Source organism: Pseudomonas sp. TH08 (assembly GCF_016651275.1).
Taxonomy (GTDB): domain Bacteria; phylum Pseudomonadota; class Gammaproteobacteria; order Pseudomonadales; family Pseudomonadaceae; genus Aquipseudomonas.
Genome location: NZ_JAEKEE010000005.1, coordinates 341882 through 360122, shown reverse-complemented (window position 1 = coordinate 360122; position 18241 = coordinate 341882). Strand labels below are relative to the sequence as shown.

20 protein-coding genes are annotated in these 18241 nt (G+C 58.9%); 9 read left to right on the top strand and 11 right to left on the bottom strand.

What is annotated here, in order from left to right; genetic code table 11:
* Positions 1-162: 162 nt before the first annotated feature.
* Positions 163-444, bottom strand: a complete 282-nt coding sequence (locus JFT91_RS25105) for an HU family DNA-binding protein (protein WP_003221909.1) — start codon at positions 442-444, stop codon at positions 163-165.
* A 395-nt stretch (positions 445-839) separates the two neighbouring features.
* On the opposite strand from JFT91_RS25105, the gene yejK reads away from it, so the two are divergent.
* A complete protein-coding gene (gene yejK, locus JFT91_RS25100; RefSeq protein WP_007909053.1) occupies positions 840-1844 on the top strand; it encodes a nucleoid-associated protein YejK in 1005 nt (334 codons plus the stop codon).
* The gene (locus JFT91_RS25095; RefSeq protein ID WP_201234197.1) at positions 1844-2194 is read left to right on the top strand and encodes a glutaredoxin family protein; all 351 of its coding nucleotides are present in this window, start codon (positions 1844-1846) and stop codon (positions 2192-2194) included. Before yejK ends, JFT91_RS25095 begins: the two co-directional genes overlap by 1 nt.
* 181 nt (positions 2195-2375) lie before the next feature.
* On the opposite strand, the gene JFT91_RS25090 is transcribed toward JFT91_RS25095, so the two are convergent.
* The 5 genes from JFT91_RS25090 to JFT91_RS25070 all read right to left on the bottom strand — a co-directional run bounded on the left by JFT91_RS25090 (position 2376) and on the right by JFT91_RS25070 (position 6357).
* Positions 2376-3311 carry a glutathione S-transferase family protein gene (locus tag JFT91_RS25090; RefSeq protein WP_201234196.1) on the bottom strand — a complete coding sequence of 312 codons (936 nt, stop codon included), beginning with the start codon at positions 3309-3311 and terminating at the stop codon, positions 2376-2378.
* 84 nt (positions 3312-3395) lie between these two features.
* On the bottom strand, positions 3396-3698 hold the full coding sequence (locus JFT91_RS25085; protein ID WP_201234195.1) for a GIY-YIG nuclease family protein: 303 nt from the start codon (positions 3696-3698) through the stop codon (positions 3396-3398).
* A 39-nt stretch (positions 3699-3737) separates the two neighbouring features.
* Positions 3738-4208 (bottom strand): nuclear transport factor 2 family protein, encoded by a 471-nt coding sequence (locus tag JFT91_RS25080; protein ID WP_077571232.1) that lies wholly within the window; start codon positions 4206-4208, stop codon positions 3738-3740.
* Positions 4209-4415: 207 nt separating this feature from the next.
* On the bottom strand, positions 4416-5708 hold the full coding sequence (locus JFT91_RS25075; protein WP_201227860.1) for a CynX/NimT family MFS transporter: 1293 nt from the start codon (positions 5706-5708) through the stop codon (positions 4416-4418).
* Positions 5698-6357: a FadR/GntR family transcriptional regulator gene (locus JFT91_RS25070; RefSeq protein ID WP_053117351.1), complete on the bottom strand. Its 660-nt coding sequence runs from the start codon at positions 6355-6357 to the stop codon at positions 5698-5700. Before JFT91_RS25070 ends, JFT91_RS25075 begins: the two co-directional genes overlap by 11 nt.
* 166 nt (positions 6358-6523) lie before the next feature.
* Here JFT91_RS25070 and JFT91_RS25065 point away from each other — a divergent pair, with 166 nt between their 5' ends.
* Positions 6524-6835 carry a type II toxin-antitoxin system MqsR family toxin gene (locus tag JFT91_RS25065; protein ID WP_201234194.1) on the top strand — a complete coding sequence of 104 codons (312 nt, stop codon included), beginning with the start codon at positions 6524-6526 and terminating at the stop codon, positions 6833-6835.
* Positions 6832-7314 (top strand): type II toxin-antitoxin system MqsA family antitoxin, encoded by a 483-nt coding sequence (locus tag JFT91_RS25060; protein ID WP_201200821.1) that lies wholly within the window; start codon positions 6832-6834, stop codon positions 7312-7314. Before JFT91_RS25065 ends, JFT91_RS25060 begins: the two co-directional genes overlap by 4 nt.
* Positions 7315-7369: 55 nt before the next feature.
* Here JFT91_RS25060 and JFT91_RS25055 read toward each other — a convergent pair whose 3' ends face one another.
* From JFT91_RS25055 to JFT91_RS25040, 4 genes are all read right to left on the bottom strand, one after another.
* Positions 7370-8134 (bottom strand): amino acid ABC transporter ATP-binding protein, encoded by a 765-nt coding sequence (locus JFT91_RS25055; RefSeq protein ID WP_103305210.1) that lies wholly within the window; start codon positions 8132-8134, stop codon positions 7370-7372.
* Positions 8135-8147: 13 nt separating this feature from the next.
* Positions 8148-9242, bottom strand: coding sequence for an amino acid ABC transporter permease (locus JFT91_RS25050; RefSeq protein ID WP_201227863.1), 1095 nt, complete (start codon positions 9240-9242; stop codon positions 8148-8150).
* Between the two features lie 10 nt (positions 9243-9252).
* The gene (locus JFT91_RS25045; RefSeq protein WP_201147557.1) at positions 9253-10434 is read right to left on the bottom strand and encodes an amino acid ABC transporter permease; all 1182 of its coding nucleotides are present in this window, start codon (positions 10432-10434) and stop codon (positions 9253-9255) included.
* Between the two features lie 65 nt (positions 10435-10499).
* Complete coding sequence (locus JFT91_RS25040) at positions 10500-11531, bottom strand: amino acid ABC transporter substrate-binding protein (protein ID WP_201227864.1); 1032 nt, start codon at positions 11529-11531, stop codon at positions 10500-10502.
* A 469-nt stretch (positions 11532-12000) separates the two neighbouring features.
* Between JFT91_RS25040 and JFT91_RS25035 the strand changes: the two genes are divergently transcribed.
* The 5 genes from JFT91_RS25035 (at position 12001) to JFT91_RS25015 (ending at position 17309) form a co-directional block, all read left to right on the top strand.
* Positions 12001-12657, top strand: a complete 657-nt coding sequence (locus JFT91_RS25035; RefSeq protein ID WP_201234193.1) for an alpha/beta hydrolase — start codon at positions 12001-12003, stop codon at positions 12655-12657.
* Positions 12658-12753: 96 nt separating this feature from the next.
* A complete protein-coding gene (gene rhlB / locus JFT91_RS25030; protein ID WP_201234192.1) occupies positions 12754-14232 on the top strand; it encodes an ATP-dependent RNA helicase RhlB in 1479 nt (492 codons plus the stop codon).
* A 136-nt stretch (positions 14233-14368) separates the two neighbouring features.
* Positions 14369-15313: an ornithine cyclodeaminase family protein gene (locus JFT91_RS25025; RefSeq protein ID WP_201234191.1), complete on the top strand. Its 945-nt coding sequence runs from the start codon at positions 14369-14371 to the stop codon at positions 15311-15313.
* Positions 15314-15461: 148 nt separating this feature from the next.
* Complete coding sequence (locus JFT91_RS25020) at positions 15462-16589, top strand: NAD(P)/FAD-dependent oxidoreductase (protein ID WP_201227868.1); 1128 nt, start codon at positions 15462-15464, stop codon at positions 16587-16589.
* Between the two features lie 93 nt (positions 16590-16682).
* A complete protein-coding gene (locus tag JFT91_RS25015; RefSeq protein ID WP_201227869.1) occupies positions 16683-17309 on the top strand; it encodes a helix-turn-helix transcriptional regulator in 627 nt (208 codons plus the stop codon).
* Positions 17310-17419: 110 nt separating this feature from the next.
* Here JFT91_RS25015 and aotJ read toward each other — a convergent pair whose 3' ends face one another.
* The gene (aotJ, locus tag JFT91_RS25010; protein ID WP_201234190.1) at positions 17420-18196 is read right to left on the bottom strand and encodes an L-arginine-binding protein AotJ; all 777 of its coding nucleotides are present in this window, start codon (positions 18194-18196) and stop codon (positions 17420-17422) included.
* Between the last annotated feature and the right edge of the window lie 45 nt (positions 18197-18241).

The following is an 18241-nucleotide window of genomic DNA, read 5'->3' as shown; positions in this document are numbered from 1 at the left end:
CCTGCTCGCGAAAGCGGTGGGTCAGTCAATATTGAAGGTGACTGATCCAACGCTTTCGCGAGCAGGCTCGCTCCCACAATGGTTCAGGGCCAAATGCCAAATCGCAAGCACAAAAAAACCGTGCCCGGATCACTCCGGTGCACGGTTTTTTATTGCTGCGTCTTACTTGTTCACAGCGTCGGTCAGGCCTTTGGCCACAACCAGCTTGATCACTTTCTTCGCAGGGATTTCGATGGCAGCGCCAGTCGAAGGGTTACGGCCAGTGCGGGCAGGACGCTCGGTCACTTTCAGCTTGCCGATACCTGGCAAGGTGATTTCGCCGCCGTTTTCCAGCTGATCGGCAACGATTTGGCCCAGTTGGTCCAGAGCGTTACGCGCGGTGGTTTTCGGCGCGTCGATAGCTTCAGCGATGTCGGCGATCAGTTGGTCTTTAGTAAGAGCCATGTAGTGTTCCTTCCCTATCAAATTCATATGGATTGCAGAGTGCAGTGTCAGCCATCGAGCCCGATCTTCTGGATCTGGCACCCTCGGCGATAACCACGACGAGTCGGGTTATAGATACCGAAATCAGGGTTTGGTTCGACCTGACAAATGCTGATTGCACGCTTAACGCAGTGACTTCGCGTAAGACCGGGCAAAACTAGCACAGAGACGGGGAAATATCCGCCTCTAGCTACCCATTTGGTCAGCTTTATTGCTCTAAACCGGTAAAAAACTGCATAAGCCCGGCCGCACGACCCGGTTTTGCCGTTCAGCACCCGCCAAAACCAGTGGTTGCGGTACACTGAGCGCTTTTTCGGGGGAGCCCGCCCTCCTCCCTTCCACCAGCCGAGAAGCCCATGCCGATCCGTCATTGCATCGTCCACCTGATCGACAAAAAACCCGACGGCACGCCCGCAGTTCTGCACGCCCGTGACACTGAACTGGCTGAGTCCGCGGCCATCGAGAACATGCTCGCCGACCTCAACGAGAGCTATAACGCCAAACAGGGCAAAGCCTGGGGTCTGTTCCATCCGGAATCCGGCGCGTTCCCGTTCAGCGGCTGGCTGAAGGAATACATGGAAGGCGGCAAGGACTTCACCGCGTTCAGCAAAGTCGCGGTCGAGCATCTGCAAAAGCTGATGGAAGAGTCGAACCTGTCGGTCGGCGGCCACGTGCTGTTCGCCCACTATCAGCAAGGCATGACCGATTACCTGGCGATCGCCCTGCTGCACCACAGCGAAGGCGTGGCAGTGACCGACGAACTGGACGTGACCCCGTCGCGCCACCTCGACCTTGGTCAGTTGCACCTGGCGGCGCGGATCAACGTCTCCGAGTGGCAGAACAACAAGCAGTCCAAGCAGTACATCTCGTTCATCAAAGGCAAGAACGGCAAAAAAGTTTCGGAGTATTTCCGCGACTTCATCGGCTGTCAGGAAGGCGTCGACGGCCCGGGCGAGACGCGCACGTTGCTGAAGGCGTTCAGTGATTTCGTCGAGAGCGAGGATCTGCCGGAAGAGTCCGCCCGAGAAAAAACCAAGACCCTGGTCGATTACGCCAGCAGCCAGGCCAAACTCGGCGAACCGATGGGCCTGGAAGAACTCTCCGAGCTGATCGACGAAGAGCGCCCAAAGGCGTTCTACGATCACATCCGCAACAAGGATTACGGCCTGTCGCCAGAGATTCCGGCGGACAAACGCACGCTGAATCAATTTCGTCGCTTCACCGGTCGCGCCGAAGGCCTGTCGATCAGCTTTGAAGCGCACCTGCTGGGCTCGAAGATCGAGTACGACGAAGAGGCTGGCACCTTGGTGATCAAAGGCCTGCCGACGTCGCTCACCGATCAGCTGAAGCGTCGCAACTGATGCTCGGCAATGTGCTGAAGAAGGTTGCGCTGGTTCTGCTGGTGGTCGTGGTGTATCAGAACTGGGGCAAGATCGAGCGAGTGTTCAATCCGTCGCAGATGGTTGCTGAGCAGACGCGGGCGCAGGCCAACGTCGTGCTATATACCACCGACTGGTGTGGCTACTGCAAGCAGACCAAACGTTTTCTCGACAGCAAGGGGATTCCGTTCAAGGAGTTCGATATCGAGAAGGATGCCGAGGCGCGCAAGGCGTATGAGGCGCTGGGTGGGCGTGGGATTCCGCTGATCGACGTGAATGGCACGTTGATTCGCGGATTCGATCCGGACGAAATCCTCGCTGCCCTCAAATAACGCACTCCCCTGTGGCGTGGGGATTTATCCCCGTTCTGCTGCGAAGCAGTCGCAAACCCTTTGAATGCGGTTTGCCTGCTGCACCTTCGCCACGGGTTTGGGGCCGCTACGCGCCCCAACGGGGATAAATCCCCTCGCCACAATTTCTCCTCTCACCACCAAGTCAGGTGCGACTTGTTGATCAGCGGGCTTCGATGCGGAAACCGAAACGCGGGAAGTGCACGTGCACCACGCCGCCACGCTCATCCTCGCGACGCACGATCAACTCTTCACGACCGGCAAACAGCAACTCACCCACCACCGGATCAACCCCGTAATCCGTCGCCGAGATTGCCACCTGCTGGCCAGCCTTGAAGCCGTTCGGGTCAACGAACTGTTCATCCGGCAAAGCCGCTGGCGTCGCGTTGCGCGCCACTTCAAGCGCCTCTTCAGAAGTCATAGCGCTGGCCGCGCCATGGCCAAATCCCAGTACTCGACCCAACCAGGCGGCAACCGCCGGATACTCATCTACCAGCGGCGCCGTGACGTGCGTGGCCTTGAGGAACCACAGTGGATGCGCCAGGGCGAAGTCGGCAATCGACGGCTCGCCGAACAGGAAGTCGCCCTGCTCGCGCTGTAGCTGTTGCTCCAGGCGCGCCATGATCGTCGGCCATTGATGTTTGGCTTGTTCAGCGGACAAACGCGTGGCGCTGCCGCCACTGAACAGACCGGCGCGGTCGGCCATAAATGCCTTGATCGCTTCCGGCGGCAGCTTGCCGAAACGCACGGCCACCGACTCCGGCTGGAACACCAGGCTGACCGCGTGCTGGAACACCACCGAGTCAGCCCACGCGGCGAAACTGGCAGCAGTCATTTCCTGACCTTCAGGGAAGAACGCTGGCAGGGCTTTCTCCTGCTCCAGACGGCGGGCGATCAACGAAGTGTCGCAGTAAATGTCGGCGCCGATTTGCAGCACAGGTGTCTTGCGATAACCACCGGTGAGTGCTGTCAGATCAGGCTTCGGCATCACTGGCGAAATGTGCACCGAGCGCCACGACAAGCCTTTGAAGCCCAGCAGCAGGCGGGCTTTTTCAGCGAATGGGGAGGTCGGGTAGTGATGGAGAATCAACTCGGACATGCTCGGCTCCGCCGCTCAGAAAGTGAACCAGCAGCTTAGCGTGCATTTTGTTAGCAGCCTACAGATCTGCCTGATGGGAACCCATCAGTCAGATTGATAAGACGCGACCAGGCATTCCTTGGCGCTCTTGCGCAGTTTTTTGATCAGCCGTTCCTGGCGCAGAGCATCGCTTTTATCGCGGCACAGCTCGGTGTACACCAATGCCATGGCCGGGCTGGAGAGGAAGAACCGCGCGCCCTTGCCACTTTGATGCTTGGCGAAACGGCGCTGCGGGTCATCGCTGATTCCGCAGTACAGCGAACCATTGGCTGCGCGAACGAGGTAGACGAACCAGGACTTGCTCACCGGTTCGGCAACATCGACAGATTTTTCGCTAAGGCTGGTCACTTCGGGATCAAGACGTGTAGGAAACAGGCCGCGATCTTATCAGCGACCGGCCTGAAATGCCTTCAGTCCCTTCAGCGCTTGTGCGCGCACAGCGTTGCGCACCAGCGGCGTCCAGCCCAGCAGCAGGCCTTTGAAGCCCAGAGCCTGACGCGACCAGCGCCACAGGTCGAAGTGGTCGTGGTGCTCGCAGATCTTGCCGTCACGGAAAACGAAACGGGCCTGAATATCGTTGATGACGATGTTGCCAGTCTGGCTGAACAGATAGGTCGCGACCCAATGCGCGCCGCCGCTGCGTTCATCGGCGCGAACGTTGTCGAAGGTCAGCGAAAAGTCTTTGGCGCGGGTGGTGAGCATGCGCCACATGTCGCCGGCATCGCGCCCGCGCAATTCACCGAAGGCCGGGTCGCTGAACACTACATCGTCGGTGTAGCAGGCGGCCATGGCCTCGGCATCGAGACGTTGGAAGGCTTGATAGAAGCGGGTGATCAACGCGGCGTGGGCTTCACTCATGGGCAATCTCCAAAAGAGGTACAGATTGCCAGCACGATAATCCGCAATGGACGGAAACACTATCGGCATTCGCCCACCGAATACCAACAACACCGAAAACCAATGTGGGAGCGAGCCTGCTCGCGAAAGCGCTCGATCAGTCAACACAGATGTTGAATGTTCAATTGCCTTCGCGAGCAGGCTCGCTCCCACACTGGTAAGCGGTGTTTAAATCTTCTCGCTTTGCACCTGCACGTAGAGCGCACGCCCGGCACCCAGCCCGGCGATGATCGCACCGGTACCGATAATGCCGAAGATCCAGCCCACCGCATTCCAGCCACCGGTCCAGTCATGCACCACGCCGACTGCGAACGGTCCCATTGAGGCCAGCGTATAACCGAAGCCCTGGGACATGCTCGACAGGTTCGCCGCGACATGTGAATCCCGCGAACGCAACACGATCAAGGTCAGTGCCAGACTGAACGTACCGCCCTGCCCCAGACCCAGCAGAATCGCCCAGCCCCACAGACCTTCGATCGGCGCGTACAGGCAACCGAACAGGCCGCCAAGGGTCAACGCCATCACCACCACGATCGCCAGACGCTGATCCTTGCCACGCGTCGCCAGCCACGGTGCCGCCAGAGAACTCGCAAGCTGGATGATCACCGAACCGGACAACACCAGCCCCGCTTGCGTCGGCGTCAAACCACGACCGATGAGGATCGACGGCAACCAGCCGAACACGATGTAAGCCAGCGACGATTGCAGGCCCATGTACAACGTCACCTGCCACGCCAGCGGATCGCGCAGCAAACCGCGCACGCGATAGGCAACATTATGTGCGCCATGCTTCTGCCCGACTTGTGGCAGCCAGAACACTGCCGCAATCAGCGCCGGGATCACCCAAAAGCCCAGGCCAACAGCCCAGCTCCCGCCAAAGTGCTCGCTCAACGGCACACTCGAACCCGCCGCCATCGCCGCGCCCAGGCACAGCGCCATGGTGTAGACGCCGGTCATGGTGCCGGCGTGTTTGGCGAAGTCGCGTTTGACGATGCCCGGCAGTAATACGCCGACAATGCCGATGCTCGCGCCGCCCAGCACGCTGCCGGCGAACAGGCCGATTTCACCGAAGTTGCTGCGCAGAATAATACCGCCCGCCAGGGTCAGCAGAATCCCCAGCACCACCCGCTCGGCACCGAAACGTCGCGCCAGGATCGGCGCCAGCGGGGCAAACAAACCGAGGCACAGAACCGGCAGCGTGGTCAGCAAACCTGCTTGAGCTGCCGACAAACCGAGGCTCTTCGACACATCGCTGAGCAACGGCGCCATGCTCGACAGCGCCGGACGCAGGTTCAATGCGACCAGAATCAAGCCCAGCAACAACAGCCACGGCCGCCGAACCAGCGGATGGCTTTGTTGCACTTGCTCGTCATCGGCCTCGGCGTCGATCAGCAGCTCTTCAAGTTTCGGGGGTGTGGATATCTCGTTGCGGGACATGGATTTCTCGGTTTCAAGGTTCATTGATCAACTGCCTCGACAAGGCTTTGGCCCGTTCCGGGTCGCGTTGCTCGACCGCATCGAGCAATTCGATGTGCAGGTCGAACACTTCCTGACGGCGCGGGACGATGTTCAGGGTCTGGCGCAATTGCGCGCCGACGATGCTGGAGAAATAGCGATACAGCTCGCTGAGGGTCGGGTTGTGCGCGGCGTCGACCAGACGGCGATGGAACACCAGATCGCAGGCGATGTAGGTATCGAGATCGCCGTGGTAATGGCTGCCGCTGGTGCCGAGCGCCTCACGTAATGCGGCAAGGTCCTCGTCAGTACGACGCAACGCCGCCAGGCCGATGGCTTCGACTTCAAGGATGTGCCGGGTTTCTCGGGCCTGCTCCAGCGAGCAGCGCGACAGCGCTTTGAGCGTATCGAGCGGATCGACCAGCGCGCGCAGGTAACTGCCGTCGCCCTGGCGGATCTCGATCAACCCGGAAAAAGCCAGCACGCGCATGGCTTCGCGCACGGTGTTGCGGCTGATGCCCAGCTCGGCGCACAGCTCCGGTTCGGTCGGCAAACGCTCGCCGACCTGCCACGCACCGCTGTTGATGCGCTGACGGAGTTGATCCAAAGCCTGGTCGACCAGAGATCGTTTAATGAGTGGAGAAATGTCTGACATAGGATTCGCCCTTTCATCCAATCATAGGATGAATTTTCTGACATGTTAGTCAGACCCGTGTAGGACAGCAACCACCTAGGGTCAATTGGAGACACATGGAGCGGCATTTTCGATTGGTCAAAATTACCCTTTAAGGGTAATTTTAGGGAAAGGTTCAAGATTTTTTATGGAGAAAAACACACCCCACTACAACTTGGCGGTGATCAAGGAGGATGTCAGAAGGCTCGGGATAAACGCATTTACCAGGACCGCTCGCAAAAGCGGTCGAGACATAGGCCTGAGTCTCAAGGAAATGCAGGACGTGGTTTTCGAACTGCAAAACAGGATGCTGTACAAATCGATGACGACTTATGGCGACTATCGGATTTGGCAAGACGTGTACCACATCACTTCGCATGATCTGGAGATCTACATCAAGGTCACTTATTGCTCAGGCGGTGAACCTCCGGTGATCTCCTTCAAGGAGAAAAAACCATGAACACTAAACAATGCTTCAGTTGCGGAGCACCTGAAGGAATGCGGCACTTCGAAGGTCGTGCCGAAACCATGAGCGTAAAAGGCATTGAGCGTCGTCTGGATGATTTGTCTGGATGGGAGTGTCAGACATGCGGGGAAGTCATATTCGACCCCGATAGCGCATTACGCTACTCGAATGCGAGTGACGAACTCGTCATTGCTGGCCGACAAATCATTGGTAACGAGATGAAGCGCATCCGCCGCAAGCTGCATCTGTCACAAAAGGAAGCGGTGCTGCTGTTGTCAGGTGGCGGACACAATGCGTTTTCACGATACGAGCGCGGCGACTCACTCCCACCTAAGGCCTTGATAGTGCTGATGCGGCTGCTTGATCGTCACCCCCACCTGCTCACCGATGCGCGCGCTTTGGGCGAAGGAGCAGATTTGAGAGGATTCAAGGACATAGTGCACGCAGAACAGGCAACGCTCTCTGTGTCATGACGCGAAAATCATAAAAAACCCGGCACAAGGCCGGGTTAGTTTTAAACATCCACCATCAATGCAAAATCTGACTCAAGAACAACTTCGTCCGCTCGTTCTGCGGGTTATCGAAGAAGTCATTCGGCGCCGCCTGCTCAACGATTTCGCCCTTGTCCATGAAGATCACGCGATTGGCCACGGTGCGGGCGAAGCCCATTTCGTGGGTTACGCAGAGCATGGTCATGCCGTCTTCCGCCAGACCGATCATGGTGTCGAGCACTTCCTTCACCATCTCCGGGTCGAGCGCTGAAGTCGGTTCATCGAACAGCATGATTTTCGGTTTCATGCACAGTGCGCGGGCGATCGCCACACGCTGCTGCTGACCGCCGGACAGTTGCCCCGGGAATTTATGCGCCTGCTCCGGAATGCGTACGCGCTCCAGATAATGCATGGCGATTTCCTCGGCCTTGCGCTTGGGCATCTTGCGTACCCACATCGGCGCCAGGGTGCAGTTCTGCAAAATGGTCAGGTGCGGGAACAGGTTGAAATGCTGGAACACCATGCCGACTTCGCGGCGGATCGCTTCGATCTGCTTGAGGTCGTTGGTCAGTTCCACGCCGTCGACGACGATGCGGCCCTGCTGGTGTTCTTCCAGACGATTGAGGCAGCGAATCGTGGTCGACTTGCCGGAACCCGACGGGCCGCACAGAACGATACGCTCGCCCTGTTTGACGTTGAGATTGATGTCTTTCAGCACGTGGAACTGGCCGTACCACTTGTTGACGCCCTGCATCTGAATAATGCCTTCAGGGCCCACTGGCTTTTTGCTTGCTTCGCTCATTTACAGAGAACTCCTAACGCTTGTGGCCAGTGTCGAGCTTGCGTTCCAGATGCATGGAATAGCGCGACATACCAAAACAGAAAATCCAGAACACCAGGGCGGCGAACACGTAGCCTTCGGTGGCCATGCCCAGCCATTTCGGATCGGCAGCGGCTTGCTTGACGCTGTTGAGCAGGTCAAAGAGGCCGATGATGATCACAAGACTGGTGTCCTTGAACAGCGCAATGAAGGTGTTGACGATGCCCGGGATCACCAGTTTCAAGGCTTGTGGCAGGATCACCAGGCCCATCGAACGCCAGTAACCGAGGCCCATCGCCGCCGCCGCTTCGTACTGACCTTTGGGGATCGCTTGCAGACCGCCGCGCACCACTTCAGCGACATAGGCCGACTGGAACAGGATCACGCCGATCAGTGCCCGCAGCAACTTGTCGAAGTTCATGCCTTCAGGCAGGAACAGCGGCAGCATCACCGAGGACATGAACAGCACCGTGATCAACGGCACGCCGCGCCAGAACTCAATGAAGGTCACGCAGACCACGCGGATCGCCGGCATGTTCGAGCGTCGCCCCAGCGCCAGCACAATCCCCAGCGGCAAGGCACCAGCGATACCGACGGTAGCGATCACCAGGGTCAGCATCAGACCGCCCCATTGGCTGGTCGCGACGTTGGTCAGGCCGAAACCACCGTGCAGCAGGATGAACGCAATGATCGGGTACAGCACCAGGAAGCTCAGCCCGTAGATCGCTTTATGCGGTACACGCGAGATGAACAATGGCGCCGCGCCGAGGACCGCCAGCCACACGGTCAGGTCGACCCGCCAGCGCAGCTCCGGCGGGTAATAGCCGTACATGAACTGGCCGAAACGCTGTTGAATGAACACCCAGCAAGCGCCGTCCTTGGTGCAGTCGGCGCGGGTGGTGCCGACCCAGTTGGCATCGATGATTGCCCAACTGAGGATCGGTGGCACCACGAGGTAGATCAGGTAGAACGCAAACAGCGTCAGCAAGGTGTTGAGCCAGCTGGAGAACATGTTCGCGCGCATCCACGCCACCACGCCGATGCTGCTGCTCGGTGGGGGCATGTCGGGTTTGAAAGTATGGGTAGTCATGCGCGTTTCCTCACCGCTCGATCAGCGCAATGCGCTTGTTGTACCAGTTCATCAGCAGGGAAATGCTGATACTGATCGCCAGGTACACGCTCATGGTGATGGCAATGACTTCAATCGCCTGACCGGTCTGGTTGAGCACGGTACCGGCGAACAGCGAAACCATTTCCGGGTAACCGATACCCGCCGCCAGCGAGGAGTTCTTCGCCAGGTTCAGGTATTGGCTGGTCAGTGGCGGAATGATCACGCGCAGGGCTTGCGGGATGATCACTTTGCGCAGGGTCGGGCCGTTGCGCAGGCCGAGCGAACGCGCCGCTTCGGTCTGGCCATGGCTGACCGACTTGATCCCCGAACGCACGATCTCGGCGATGAACGCCGCGGTGTACACGGTCAGGGCCAGCGTCAGCGCCAGCAGTTCCGGGATCAGCACCCAGCCGCCAACGAAGTTGAAGCCTTTGAGCTGAGGCATTTCCCAGTGCAACGGGGCACCGAAGATCAGCGCGCACAGTGTCGGAATCACCACCAGGATGGCCAGGCCTACCCAGAACTTGTGAAACGGTACGCCGGTTGCTTCGAAGCGCTTGTTGGCCCAGCGGCACATCAGCACGATGCCGACGATGGCCACCAGGACGCTGATCACGAACGCCCAGAAACCGTCAGCTGCCTGTGCGGCCGGCATGTTCAGGCCACGGCTGCTGACGAAGAAAGTGTCACCGAAGTTATGACTGGCACGCGGTCCCGGCATGGTCAGGAATACCGCGAAGTACCAAAAGAGGATTTGCAGCAGCGGCGGAATGTTGCGGAACACTTCCACATACACAGTCGCCAGTTTGCTGATGATCCAGTTCGGCGACAGCCGTGCCACACCGATGATGAAACCCAGCAGTGTTGCCAGAACCACACCGATAACCGTCACCAGCAAGGTGTTGAGCAGGCCGATGACGAACACCCGGGCATAGCTGTCCGATTCGGTGTAGTCGATCAGGTGTTGAGCGATGCCGAAACCGGCACTGCGCTCCAGAAAGCCGAAGCCGGATGTAATGCCCCGGTGTTGCAGGTTGGTCTGGGTGTTATCGAACAGATACCAACCCATCGCGACCACCGCCACAACGGTGATGATCTGAAACAGCCACGCACGCACTCGTGGATCGCTGAGGCTGAACCTCTGCTTAGGTGCGCCGATTGAATTTTGCATGAAGTGCCCCGCAAGAAATGGAACAGAACATCACCCGGCGGTTGGCCCGCCGGGTGATAGAACCATTAGCGCACTGGTGGTGCGTACTGAATGCCGCCGTTGTTCCACAGGGCGTTCAGGCCACGGTCGATTTCCAGCGGAGTGCTCTTGCCGAGGTTTTTCTCGAAGATTTCGCCGTAGTTACCTACCTGGGAAACAATTTTTACCACCCAGTCCTTCGGCAGTTTCAGATCCTTGCCATATTCACCGTCGCCACCGAGCAGACGAGCAACGTCCGGGTTCTTGGTGGATTTGGCTTCTTCCAGCACGTTTTTCGAAGTGACGCCGGCCTCTTCTGCGTTGAGCAGCGCGTAGCCGACCCAACGCACGATGGCCAGCCACTCGTCGTCGCCATTACGCACGACCGGGCCCAGAGGTTCTTTGGAAATGGTTTCCGGCAATACCACGTAGTCTTTCGGCGAAGCCAGTTTGCTGCGCTGCGCGAAAAGCTGGGATTTGTCGGAAGTCAGTACGTCGCAACGACCGGATTCCAGCGACTTGGCGCTTTCATCGGAGGTGTCGAAAGTGATCGGGGTGTACTTCAGGCCGTTGGCGCGGAAGTAGTCGGACACGTTCAGCTCGGTGGTGGTACCGGCCTGAATACAGATGGTCGCGCCGTCCAGTTCCTTGGCACTTTTCACGCCCAGCTTGTTGTTGGCCAGGAAGCCCACGCCGTCGTAGTAAGTGATGAAGCCCGGGAATTTCAGGCCCATGCCCGCGTCACGGGAGCTGGTCATGGTGGTGTTGCGCGACAGGATGTCGATCTCGCCGGATTGCAGCGCGGTGAAACGCTCCTTGGCGTTCAACTGGCTGAATTTGACCTTGGTCGCGTCGCCGAAAACAGCAGCAGCCACAGCGCGGCAGACGTCAGCGTCGATCCCGAGGATCTTGCCGGTCGCGTCCGGTACCGAGAAGCCCGGCAGACCGTCGCTCACGCCACATTGCACGAAACCTTTCTTCTGCACGGCATCCAGGGTTGCACCCGCCTGAGCGAACCCGCTGACGCCGAGAACTGTTGCTGCAGTCACGATCGCCAGGGTGGATTTCAACATCTTCATTCAAACCTCCAGTTTTGCTCTTGTTGTGTCGGAGCTTGAGTCCAGCCGCACCCTTTTGAGGCGTTGTTGACCCGTGTTGGCTTTTTTTAGGGTCAACCGACGTAAGACCTTCGCTATGAGTCTAGTAGGAGAAAATCCACATCATGGACAACTCACTTCTCACCAAATCGGCCGAACGGGCTGTAGCCCTTTCACATTCGCTAAGCCCGTAGCGGCCATTGGCGAACATCCATCACCGGATTCGTTGCTATCCCGTCGCGAGTCGTACACTGATAGTGTTACCGCCAGGCGAAGGACGCTTTGTACAGAAACCTCCATAGCAAACGCCGTACCACACCTGCAGCTGAAGCGTTTGAGCGACAGGTCAATAGCAAAACTTGTACCCTTGCGACATCTTCTTAACGGATCAACCCGACGCGCACTCGAATCACGCACTTAATGAGAGCGCCCGCACATTTTTGGAGCAGCCATGACCGAGCCCTTGATTCTTCAGCCTGTTAAGCCCGCAGATGCCTGCGTGATCTGGCTGCACGGCCTCGGCGCCGACCGTTACGACTTCCTGCCGGTGGCCGAGGCGTTGCAGGAAAGCCTGCTCAGCACGCGCTTCGTGTTGCCGCAGGCACCGACCCGTCCGGTGACGATAAATGGCGGATATGCCATGCCGAGCTGGTACGACATCAAGGCCATGAGCCCGGCCCGGGCAATCGACCGTGACGAGCTGGAAGCGTCCGCCGATCGCATCATCGAATTGATCGAAAACGAGCGCGCCAGCGGAATAGACGCTTCGCGAATTTTCCTCGCGGGTTTTTCCCAGGGTGGCGCCGTGGTGTTGCACACCGCGTTTCTGAAATGGCAGGGGCCGTTGGGGGGCGTCCTGGCGCTGTCGACGTATGCGCCAACATTCAGCGATGAACTGCAATTGTCCGCCAGCCAGCAACGCATTCCGGTGCTGTCGTTGCACGGTCAGTTCGACAACGTTGTGCAAAACTCGATGGGGCGCAGCGCCTACGAGTATTTAAAGCACCATGGTGTCACCGTGACATGGCAGGAATACCCAATGGAGCACGAAGTGTTACCCGAAGAAATTCGCGATATCGGCGTGTGGTTGAGCGAACACCTGCGCTGACTTTGCGATCAATTCCTGCCCTTTGATCATCACACTACGCCGCGCCCGTTTCTTGCATTACACTGGCCGGCGTACATTCCTTAACCAATTGATGAGATGACCGTGCTCGAAGCACTCAAGAAAATGTTCGGTAAAAGCGAGGCTGAGCAGCTCGCGCCAGTTCCCAGTGCGCCGTCGCACGCCCCCGGTCATCGCACCGATGCGCCTCAGGCCGACCGCCCCGCTCCCGTAGCGGCACCGAAGCAAGAGCCAACACCCGCTCCGGTCGCGCCAATCGCCGCCGAGCCTGTGCGCAGCGAAGCGCCACAACCGGCCAAACCGCGTCGCGAACCGAAGCCAAAGGCACCGGTCATTCCGTGGAAACTCGAAGATTTCGTTGTCGAGCCACAAGAAGGCAAAACCCGCTTCCACGATTTCAAGCTCTCTCCAGAACTGATGCACGCCATCCAGGATCTGGGCTTTCCTTATTGCACGCCGATTCAGGCGCAGGTGCTGGGCTTCACCCTCGCCGGCAAAGACGCCATTGGCCGCGCGCAGACCGGTACCGGCAAAACCGCCGCGTTCCTGATCTCGATCATCACCCAACTGCTGCAGACCCCGCCGCCAAAAGAACGCTACATGGGTGAACCCCGTGCGCTGATCATCGCGCCGACCCGTGAGCTGGTGGTGCAGATCGCCAAGGACGCCGCCGACCTGACCAAGTACACCGGCCTCAACGTCATGACGTTCGTCGGCGGCATGGACTTCGACAAACAGCTCAAGCACCTCGAAGCGCGTCATTGCGACATTCTCGTCGCCACCCCGGGCCGCTTGCTCGACTTCAACCAGCGCGGCGACGTGCACCTGGACATGGTCGAAGTGATGGTGCTGGACGAAGCCGACCGCATGCTCGATATGGGTTTCATCCCACAAGTCCGCCAGATCATTCGTCAGACCCCGCCGAAAAGCGAACGCCAGACCCTGCTGTTCTCCGCGACCTTCACCGAAGACGTGATGAACCTCGCCAAGCAGTGGACGACCGATCCGTCCATCGTCGAAATCGAAGTCACCAACGTGGCCAGCGAAAACGTCGAGCAGCACATCTACGCCGTGGCCGGTGCCGACAAGTACAAACTGCTCTACAACCTGGTCAACGATAATGGCTGGGAACGGGTGATGGTCTTCGCCAACCGCAAGGACGAAGTCCGCCGCATCGAAGAACGTCTGGTACGCGACGGTGTGAATGCTGCGCAGTTATCTGGCGACGTGCCGCAACACAAACGCATCAAGACCCTGGAAGGTTTCCGCGAAGGCAAGATTCGCGTGCTGGTGGCCACCGATGTTGCTGGTCGCGGGATCCACATCGACGGCATCAGCCATGTGATCAACTTCACCCTGCCGGAAGTCCCCGACGACTACGTGCACCGCATCGGCCGTACCGGTCGCGCTGGCGCCGATGGCGTGTCGATCAGCTTCGCCGGTGAAGACGACTCCTACCAGTTGCCGTCCATCGAAGAAAAACTCGGTCGCAAGATCAGCTGTGAAACACCGCCAACGCATCTGTTGCGCGCGGTCGAGCGCAAGCGTCCGCAGTAAGCGACGTTTAAAAGAAAAGCGCAGCCGGCAACGGACTGCGCTTTTTTTTCGCCCGGCGTTTCATCAGGTGCTTGCGGGAGATAACTAAATGTCCATAATGGACAAATTAGTTTACATACAGACTCCGGAGCCTGACATGTCCAGTACGCCCTACGTGATCGACCAACTTCAGGCCCGTGAGCTACTGGCGCGCATCGACGTGCCGCAGATCCTGCGCAAGCTGTTCCGCGACCTGGCCGCCGGACACGCCGTGCAACCGGCGCAACAACTGGTGGAATTCCCGCAGGGTGCAGGCGACTTCATCAATTATCTGGGAGTACTGGCTGAAGACGGTGTGTATGGGGTGAAGACCTCACCGTACATCGTTCGCGAGCAAGGCCCGCTGGTAACGGCGTGGACGTTGTTGATGTCGATGCAGACCGGTCAGCCGTTGCTGCTTTGTGATGCCGGTGAACTGACCACCGCACGTACTGCTGCGACCACGGCTGTGGCGGTCGACGCCTTGGCTCCGTTGAACGCTACCCGACTGGCGATCATCGGTAGCGGCAAGGTTGCCCAAGCGCATCTGCACTATGTGAAATCGCTGCGTGACTGGCAGAGCATCAGCGTGTATTCGCCATCGCTTACTGAAGACCGCGAGACTCAGGCGCTGTTGAAAACCATCGCACCGAACCTGAAGATTGCCGACAGTCGCGACGCAGCCATCGCCGAGGCCGACGTGATCATGCTTTGCACTTCATCCGCAGGCCCGGTGATCGACCCCGGCGACCTGAGCAAACCGGCACTGATCACCTCGATCAGCACCAACGCCCCGCGTGCACATGAAGTCCCGCCGAACAGCCTCAACGACATGCAGGTGTTCTGCGACTATTGTCTGACCACGCCGGGGTCGGCGGGTGAGATGTTGATTGCCAGTGAACAGCATGGCTGGAGCAAGGATTCAATCATCGGCGATTTGGCGGATCTGCTCAGCGAAAAAGTGCAGCGCCCCGATTACGACCGTCATGTATTTTTCCGCTCAATCGGCCTGGGTCTGGAAGACATTGCCCTGGCCAATGCGGTTTATCACCTGACCCACTAACACCAAAATCCCCTGTAGGAGTGAGCCTGCTCGCGATAGCGGTTTTACATTCAACATTATTGTTGACTGATATACCGCTATCGCGAGCAGGCTCACTCCTACAGGAGATCTGCGTTTTTTCGATATTGAGTACTAACTGGAGACCTTCATGAGCCAGGCAGATTTCATCATCATCGGCGGCGGGATTGCCGGCGCTTCCACCGGGTTCTGGCTGTCGCCGCACGGCAAAGTGATCGTGCTCGAACGTGAATCCCACCCGGCCTATCACTCCACCGGGCGCTCGGCTGCGCTGTACACCGCCGCTTACGGTACCCCGCAGGTACGCGCACTGACCCAGGCCAGTCGCGAGTTTTTCGATCATCCTCCGGCCGGTTTCTGCGAACACCCGCTGCTGACCCCACGCGGCGAAATGACCGTGGATTTCACGGGCGACGCCGCCGAACTGAACAACCAATACCTCAGCGCCAAAGCCACGGTGCCGGAGATGCAGTTGCTCAGCGCCGATGAAGCCTGCGCGCGGCTGCCGATCCTGCGTCGGGAAAAAGTCCATGGCGCAATCTACGACCCGAGCGCCAGCGACATCGACACCGACGCTTTGCACCAGGGCTACCTGCGCGGCATCCGCCGCAATAACGGCGAAGTCCATACCGATTGCGAAGTGCTCGGCCTGAGCCGCGACGCCGAGGGCCTCTGGCAGGTGCAGACCAATGGCCAAACCTTCAGCGCACCGGTAATCATCAACGCCGCCGGTGCCTGGGCCGACAAGATCGGCGCACTGGCCGGGGCCAGATCGTTGGGCCTGCAACCGAAACGCCGCGCCGCGTTCATCTTCGCCGGGCCCGAAGGCGTCGACATTCATCACTGGCCGATGCTGGTCAGTCTCGATGAATCCTTCTATATGAAGCCCGACGCCGGCATGTTCCTCGGTTCGCCAGCCAACGCCGACCCGGTCGAACCCCACGACGTGCAGCCGGAAGAACTCGACATCGCCATGGGCATCTATCAGATCGAGGAAGCTACCACGCTGACCATCCGCCGCCCGACCCGCACGTGGGCAGGTCTGCGCAGTTTCGTCGCGGACGGCGACTTGCTCAGCGGTTTCGATCAGCAAGTGCCGGGGCTGTTCTGGGTTGCGGCGCAGGGCGGTTACGGTATCCAGACGTCCCCGGCGATGGGCCAGGCCAGTGCGGCGCTGGTGCGCGGCGAACCTCTGCCCGAGCAATTGCGCCAGTTCGGACTGAGCAGCAGCATGCTCTCGCCTGCTCGACTCGCCTGAGCGCCGGTTCGGATGACGCGCCCAACGGATTGCGGCACACTCGCAGCGCCTCCTGATCACGGGGGCGCTGACGCTGCCTGGAGCTCCACTGTCATGACCGCCCCCGAACTCGACCCGGCCCTGGATAACTTCCGCGCCATCGCCGACGCCATCGCCACGCTGTTCTTTCCCCACGCCGAAGTGGTGCTGCACGACCTGCGCACGCAGAAGGTCGACTACATCGCCAACAACCTGTCCAAGCGCGAGATCGGTGACGATTCATCGCTGGAAGACATGCTCAGTGAGGATGTCAGCGACAGGAACATCGGCCCCTACGAAAAGCTCAATTGGGACGGACAGAAGATTCGCAGCCTGAGCACGGTGCTGCGCAACAGCGAAGGCCTGCCGTTGGCAGTGCTGTGCATCAATCTGAATATTTCGCTGTTCGAGAACGCCAAGGCTGCGCTGGATCTGTTCCTGTCGCCGAGCAAACTGATTCCGCAGCCCGATTCACTGTTTCGCGATGACTGGCAGGAGCGCATCAACACGTTCCTGCATGCCTGGCTGCGCGAGCGGCAGTTGAGTCTTAATCTGCTGACTCGCGACCACAAGCGCGAACTGGTGCTGGCGCTACACGCCGAGGGTGCGTTCAAGGGCAAGAGCGCCTCGAACTATGTGGCCAATGTGCTGAACATGGGGCGGGCGACGGTGTACAAGCATTTGAAGGAAATGAAGGGCTAGAGATCTTCATCGATAGTTCCGGCCTCTTCGCGAGCAGGCTCGCTCCCACAGGGGATTTGTGAATGCCAGAGATCCAGTGTGGGAGCGAGCCTGCTCGCGATAGCGGACTATCAGTCGCCGTAGATGTCGGACTTGAAGTACTTGTCGGAAATCTTCTGGTATTCGCCACTCGCGCGAATGCCATCAATGGCGCCGTTCAACTGGCTGACCAGTTCAGTATTGCCCTTGCGCACTGCAATCCCCGCGCCCTCGCCCACGTACTTCGGATCCTTCAACTCAGGCCCGACAAACGCATAACCCTTGCCACGCGGCATCGAGAGAAAGTCATTCAGCGGAATGGTGTCGGCAAAGATCGCATCGAGACGCCCCGCCGCCAGGTCCATGTAGATTTCTTCGTTGTTGCTGTAGCGCTTGACGTTGATGCCCTTCGGCTCGAACACCTCGGTGGCGTAACGATCGGTGGTGGTCGCGCGCTGCACGCCGACGTTCTTGCCCTTGAGGCTGGCGTACTGATCATCGACCGTGGCGCCGTCCTTCATTACCAGACGCGACGAGGTGAAGTAGTACTTGTGGGTGAAATCCACTGACTTCTTGCGGTCTTCGTTGATGGTCATCGACGACAGCGCCATGTCGATTTTCTTCACCTTCAGCGACGGAATCAGACCGTCGAACTCACCCTCGACCCACACGCACTTGACCTTCATCTGCGCGCACAGGGCATTGCCGATGTCGTAGTCGAAACCGACGATTTCGCCTTGGTCGGTTTTCGAGGCGAAGGGTGGGTAAGCGGCTTCGATGCCAATGCGCAGGGTTTGCTCGGCGGCGAACAGGCTGGCGCTTGCCAACAGGCTCAGGGCCAGACCGGTGATGAGGGGGAGTTTCTTCATGTTCGTTCTCTCGCGGGTTGTTGTTGGTTTGGCAAGATGAAGAAG

Coding starts and splice junctions, on each gene's coding strand:
- JFT91_RS25105 (WP_003221909.1), bottom strand. CDS start 444: ATGGCTCTTACTAAAGACCAACTGATCGCCGACATCGCTGAAGCTATC.
- yejK (WP_007909053.1), top strand. CDS start 840: ATGCCGATCCGTCATTGCATCGTCCACCTGATCGACAAAAAACCCGAC.
- JFT91_RS25095 (WP_201234197.1), top strand. CDS start 1,844: ATGCTCGGCAATGTGCTGAAGAAGGTTGCGCTGGTTCTGCTGGTGGTC.
- JFT91_RS25090 (WP_201234196.1), bottom strand. CDS start 3,311: ATGTCCGAGTTGATTCTCCATCACTACCCGACCTCCCCATTCGCTGAA.
- JFT91_RS25080 (WP_077571232.1), bottom strand. CDS start 4,208: ATGAGTGAAGCCCACGCCGCGTTGATCACCCGCTTCTATCAAGCCTTC.
- JFT91_RS25075 (WP_201227860.1), bottom strand. CDS start 5,708: ATGAACCTTGAAACCGAGAAATCCATGTCCCGCAACGAGATATCCACA.
- JFT91_RS25070 (WP_053117351.1), bottom strand. CDS start 6,357: ATGTCAGACATTTCTCCACTCATTAAACGATCTCTGGTCGACCAGGCT.
- JFT91_RS25065 (WP_201234194.1), top strand. CDS start 6,524: ATGGAGAAAAACACACCCCACTACAACTTGGCGGTGATCAAGGAGGAT.
- JFT91_RS25060 (WP_201200821.1), top strand. CDS start 6,832: ATGAACACTAAACAATGCTTCAGTTGCGGAGCACCTGAAGGAATGCGG.
- JFT91_RS25055 (WP_103305210.1), bottom strand. CDS start 8,134: ATGAGCGAAGCAAGCAAAAAGCCAGTGGGCCCTGAAGGCATTATTCAG.
- JFT91_RS25050 (WP_201227863.1), bottom strand. CDS start 9,242: ATGACTACCCATACTTTCAAACCCGACATGCCCCCACCGAGCAGCAGC.
- JFT91_RS25045 (WP_201147557.1), bottom strand. CDS start 10,434: ATGCAAAATTCAATCGGCGCACCTAAGCAGAGGTTCAGCCTCAGCGAT.
- JFT91_RS25040 (WP_201227864.1), bottom strand. CDS start 11,531: ATGAAGATGTTGAAATCCACCCTGGCGATCGTGACTGCAGCAACAGTT.
- JFT91_RS25035 (WP_201234193.1), top strand. CDS start 12,001: ATGACCGAGCCCTTGATTCTTCAGCCTGTTAAGCCCGCAGATGCCTGC.
- rhlB (WP_201234192.1), top strand. CDS start 12,754: ATGACCGTGCTCGAAGCACTCAAGAAAATGTTCGGTAAAAGCGAGGCT.
- JFT91_RS25025 (WP_201234191.1), top strand. CDS start 14,369: ATGTCCAGTACGCCCTACGTGATCGACCAACTTCAGGCCCGTGAGCTA.
- JFT91_RS25020 (WP_201227868.1), top strand. CDS start 15,462: ATGAGCCAGGCAGATTTCATCATCATCGGCGGCGGGATTGCCGGCGCT.
- JFT91_RS25015 (WP_201227869.1), top strand. CDS start 16,683: ATGACCGCCCCCGAACTCGACCCGGCCCTGGATAACTTCCGCGCCATC.
- aotJ (WP_201234190.1), bottom strand. CDS start 18,196: ATGAAGAAACTCCCCCTCATCACCGGTCTGGCCCTGAGCCTGTTGGCA.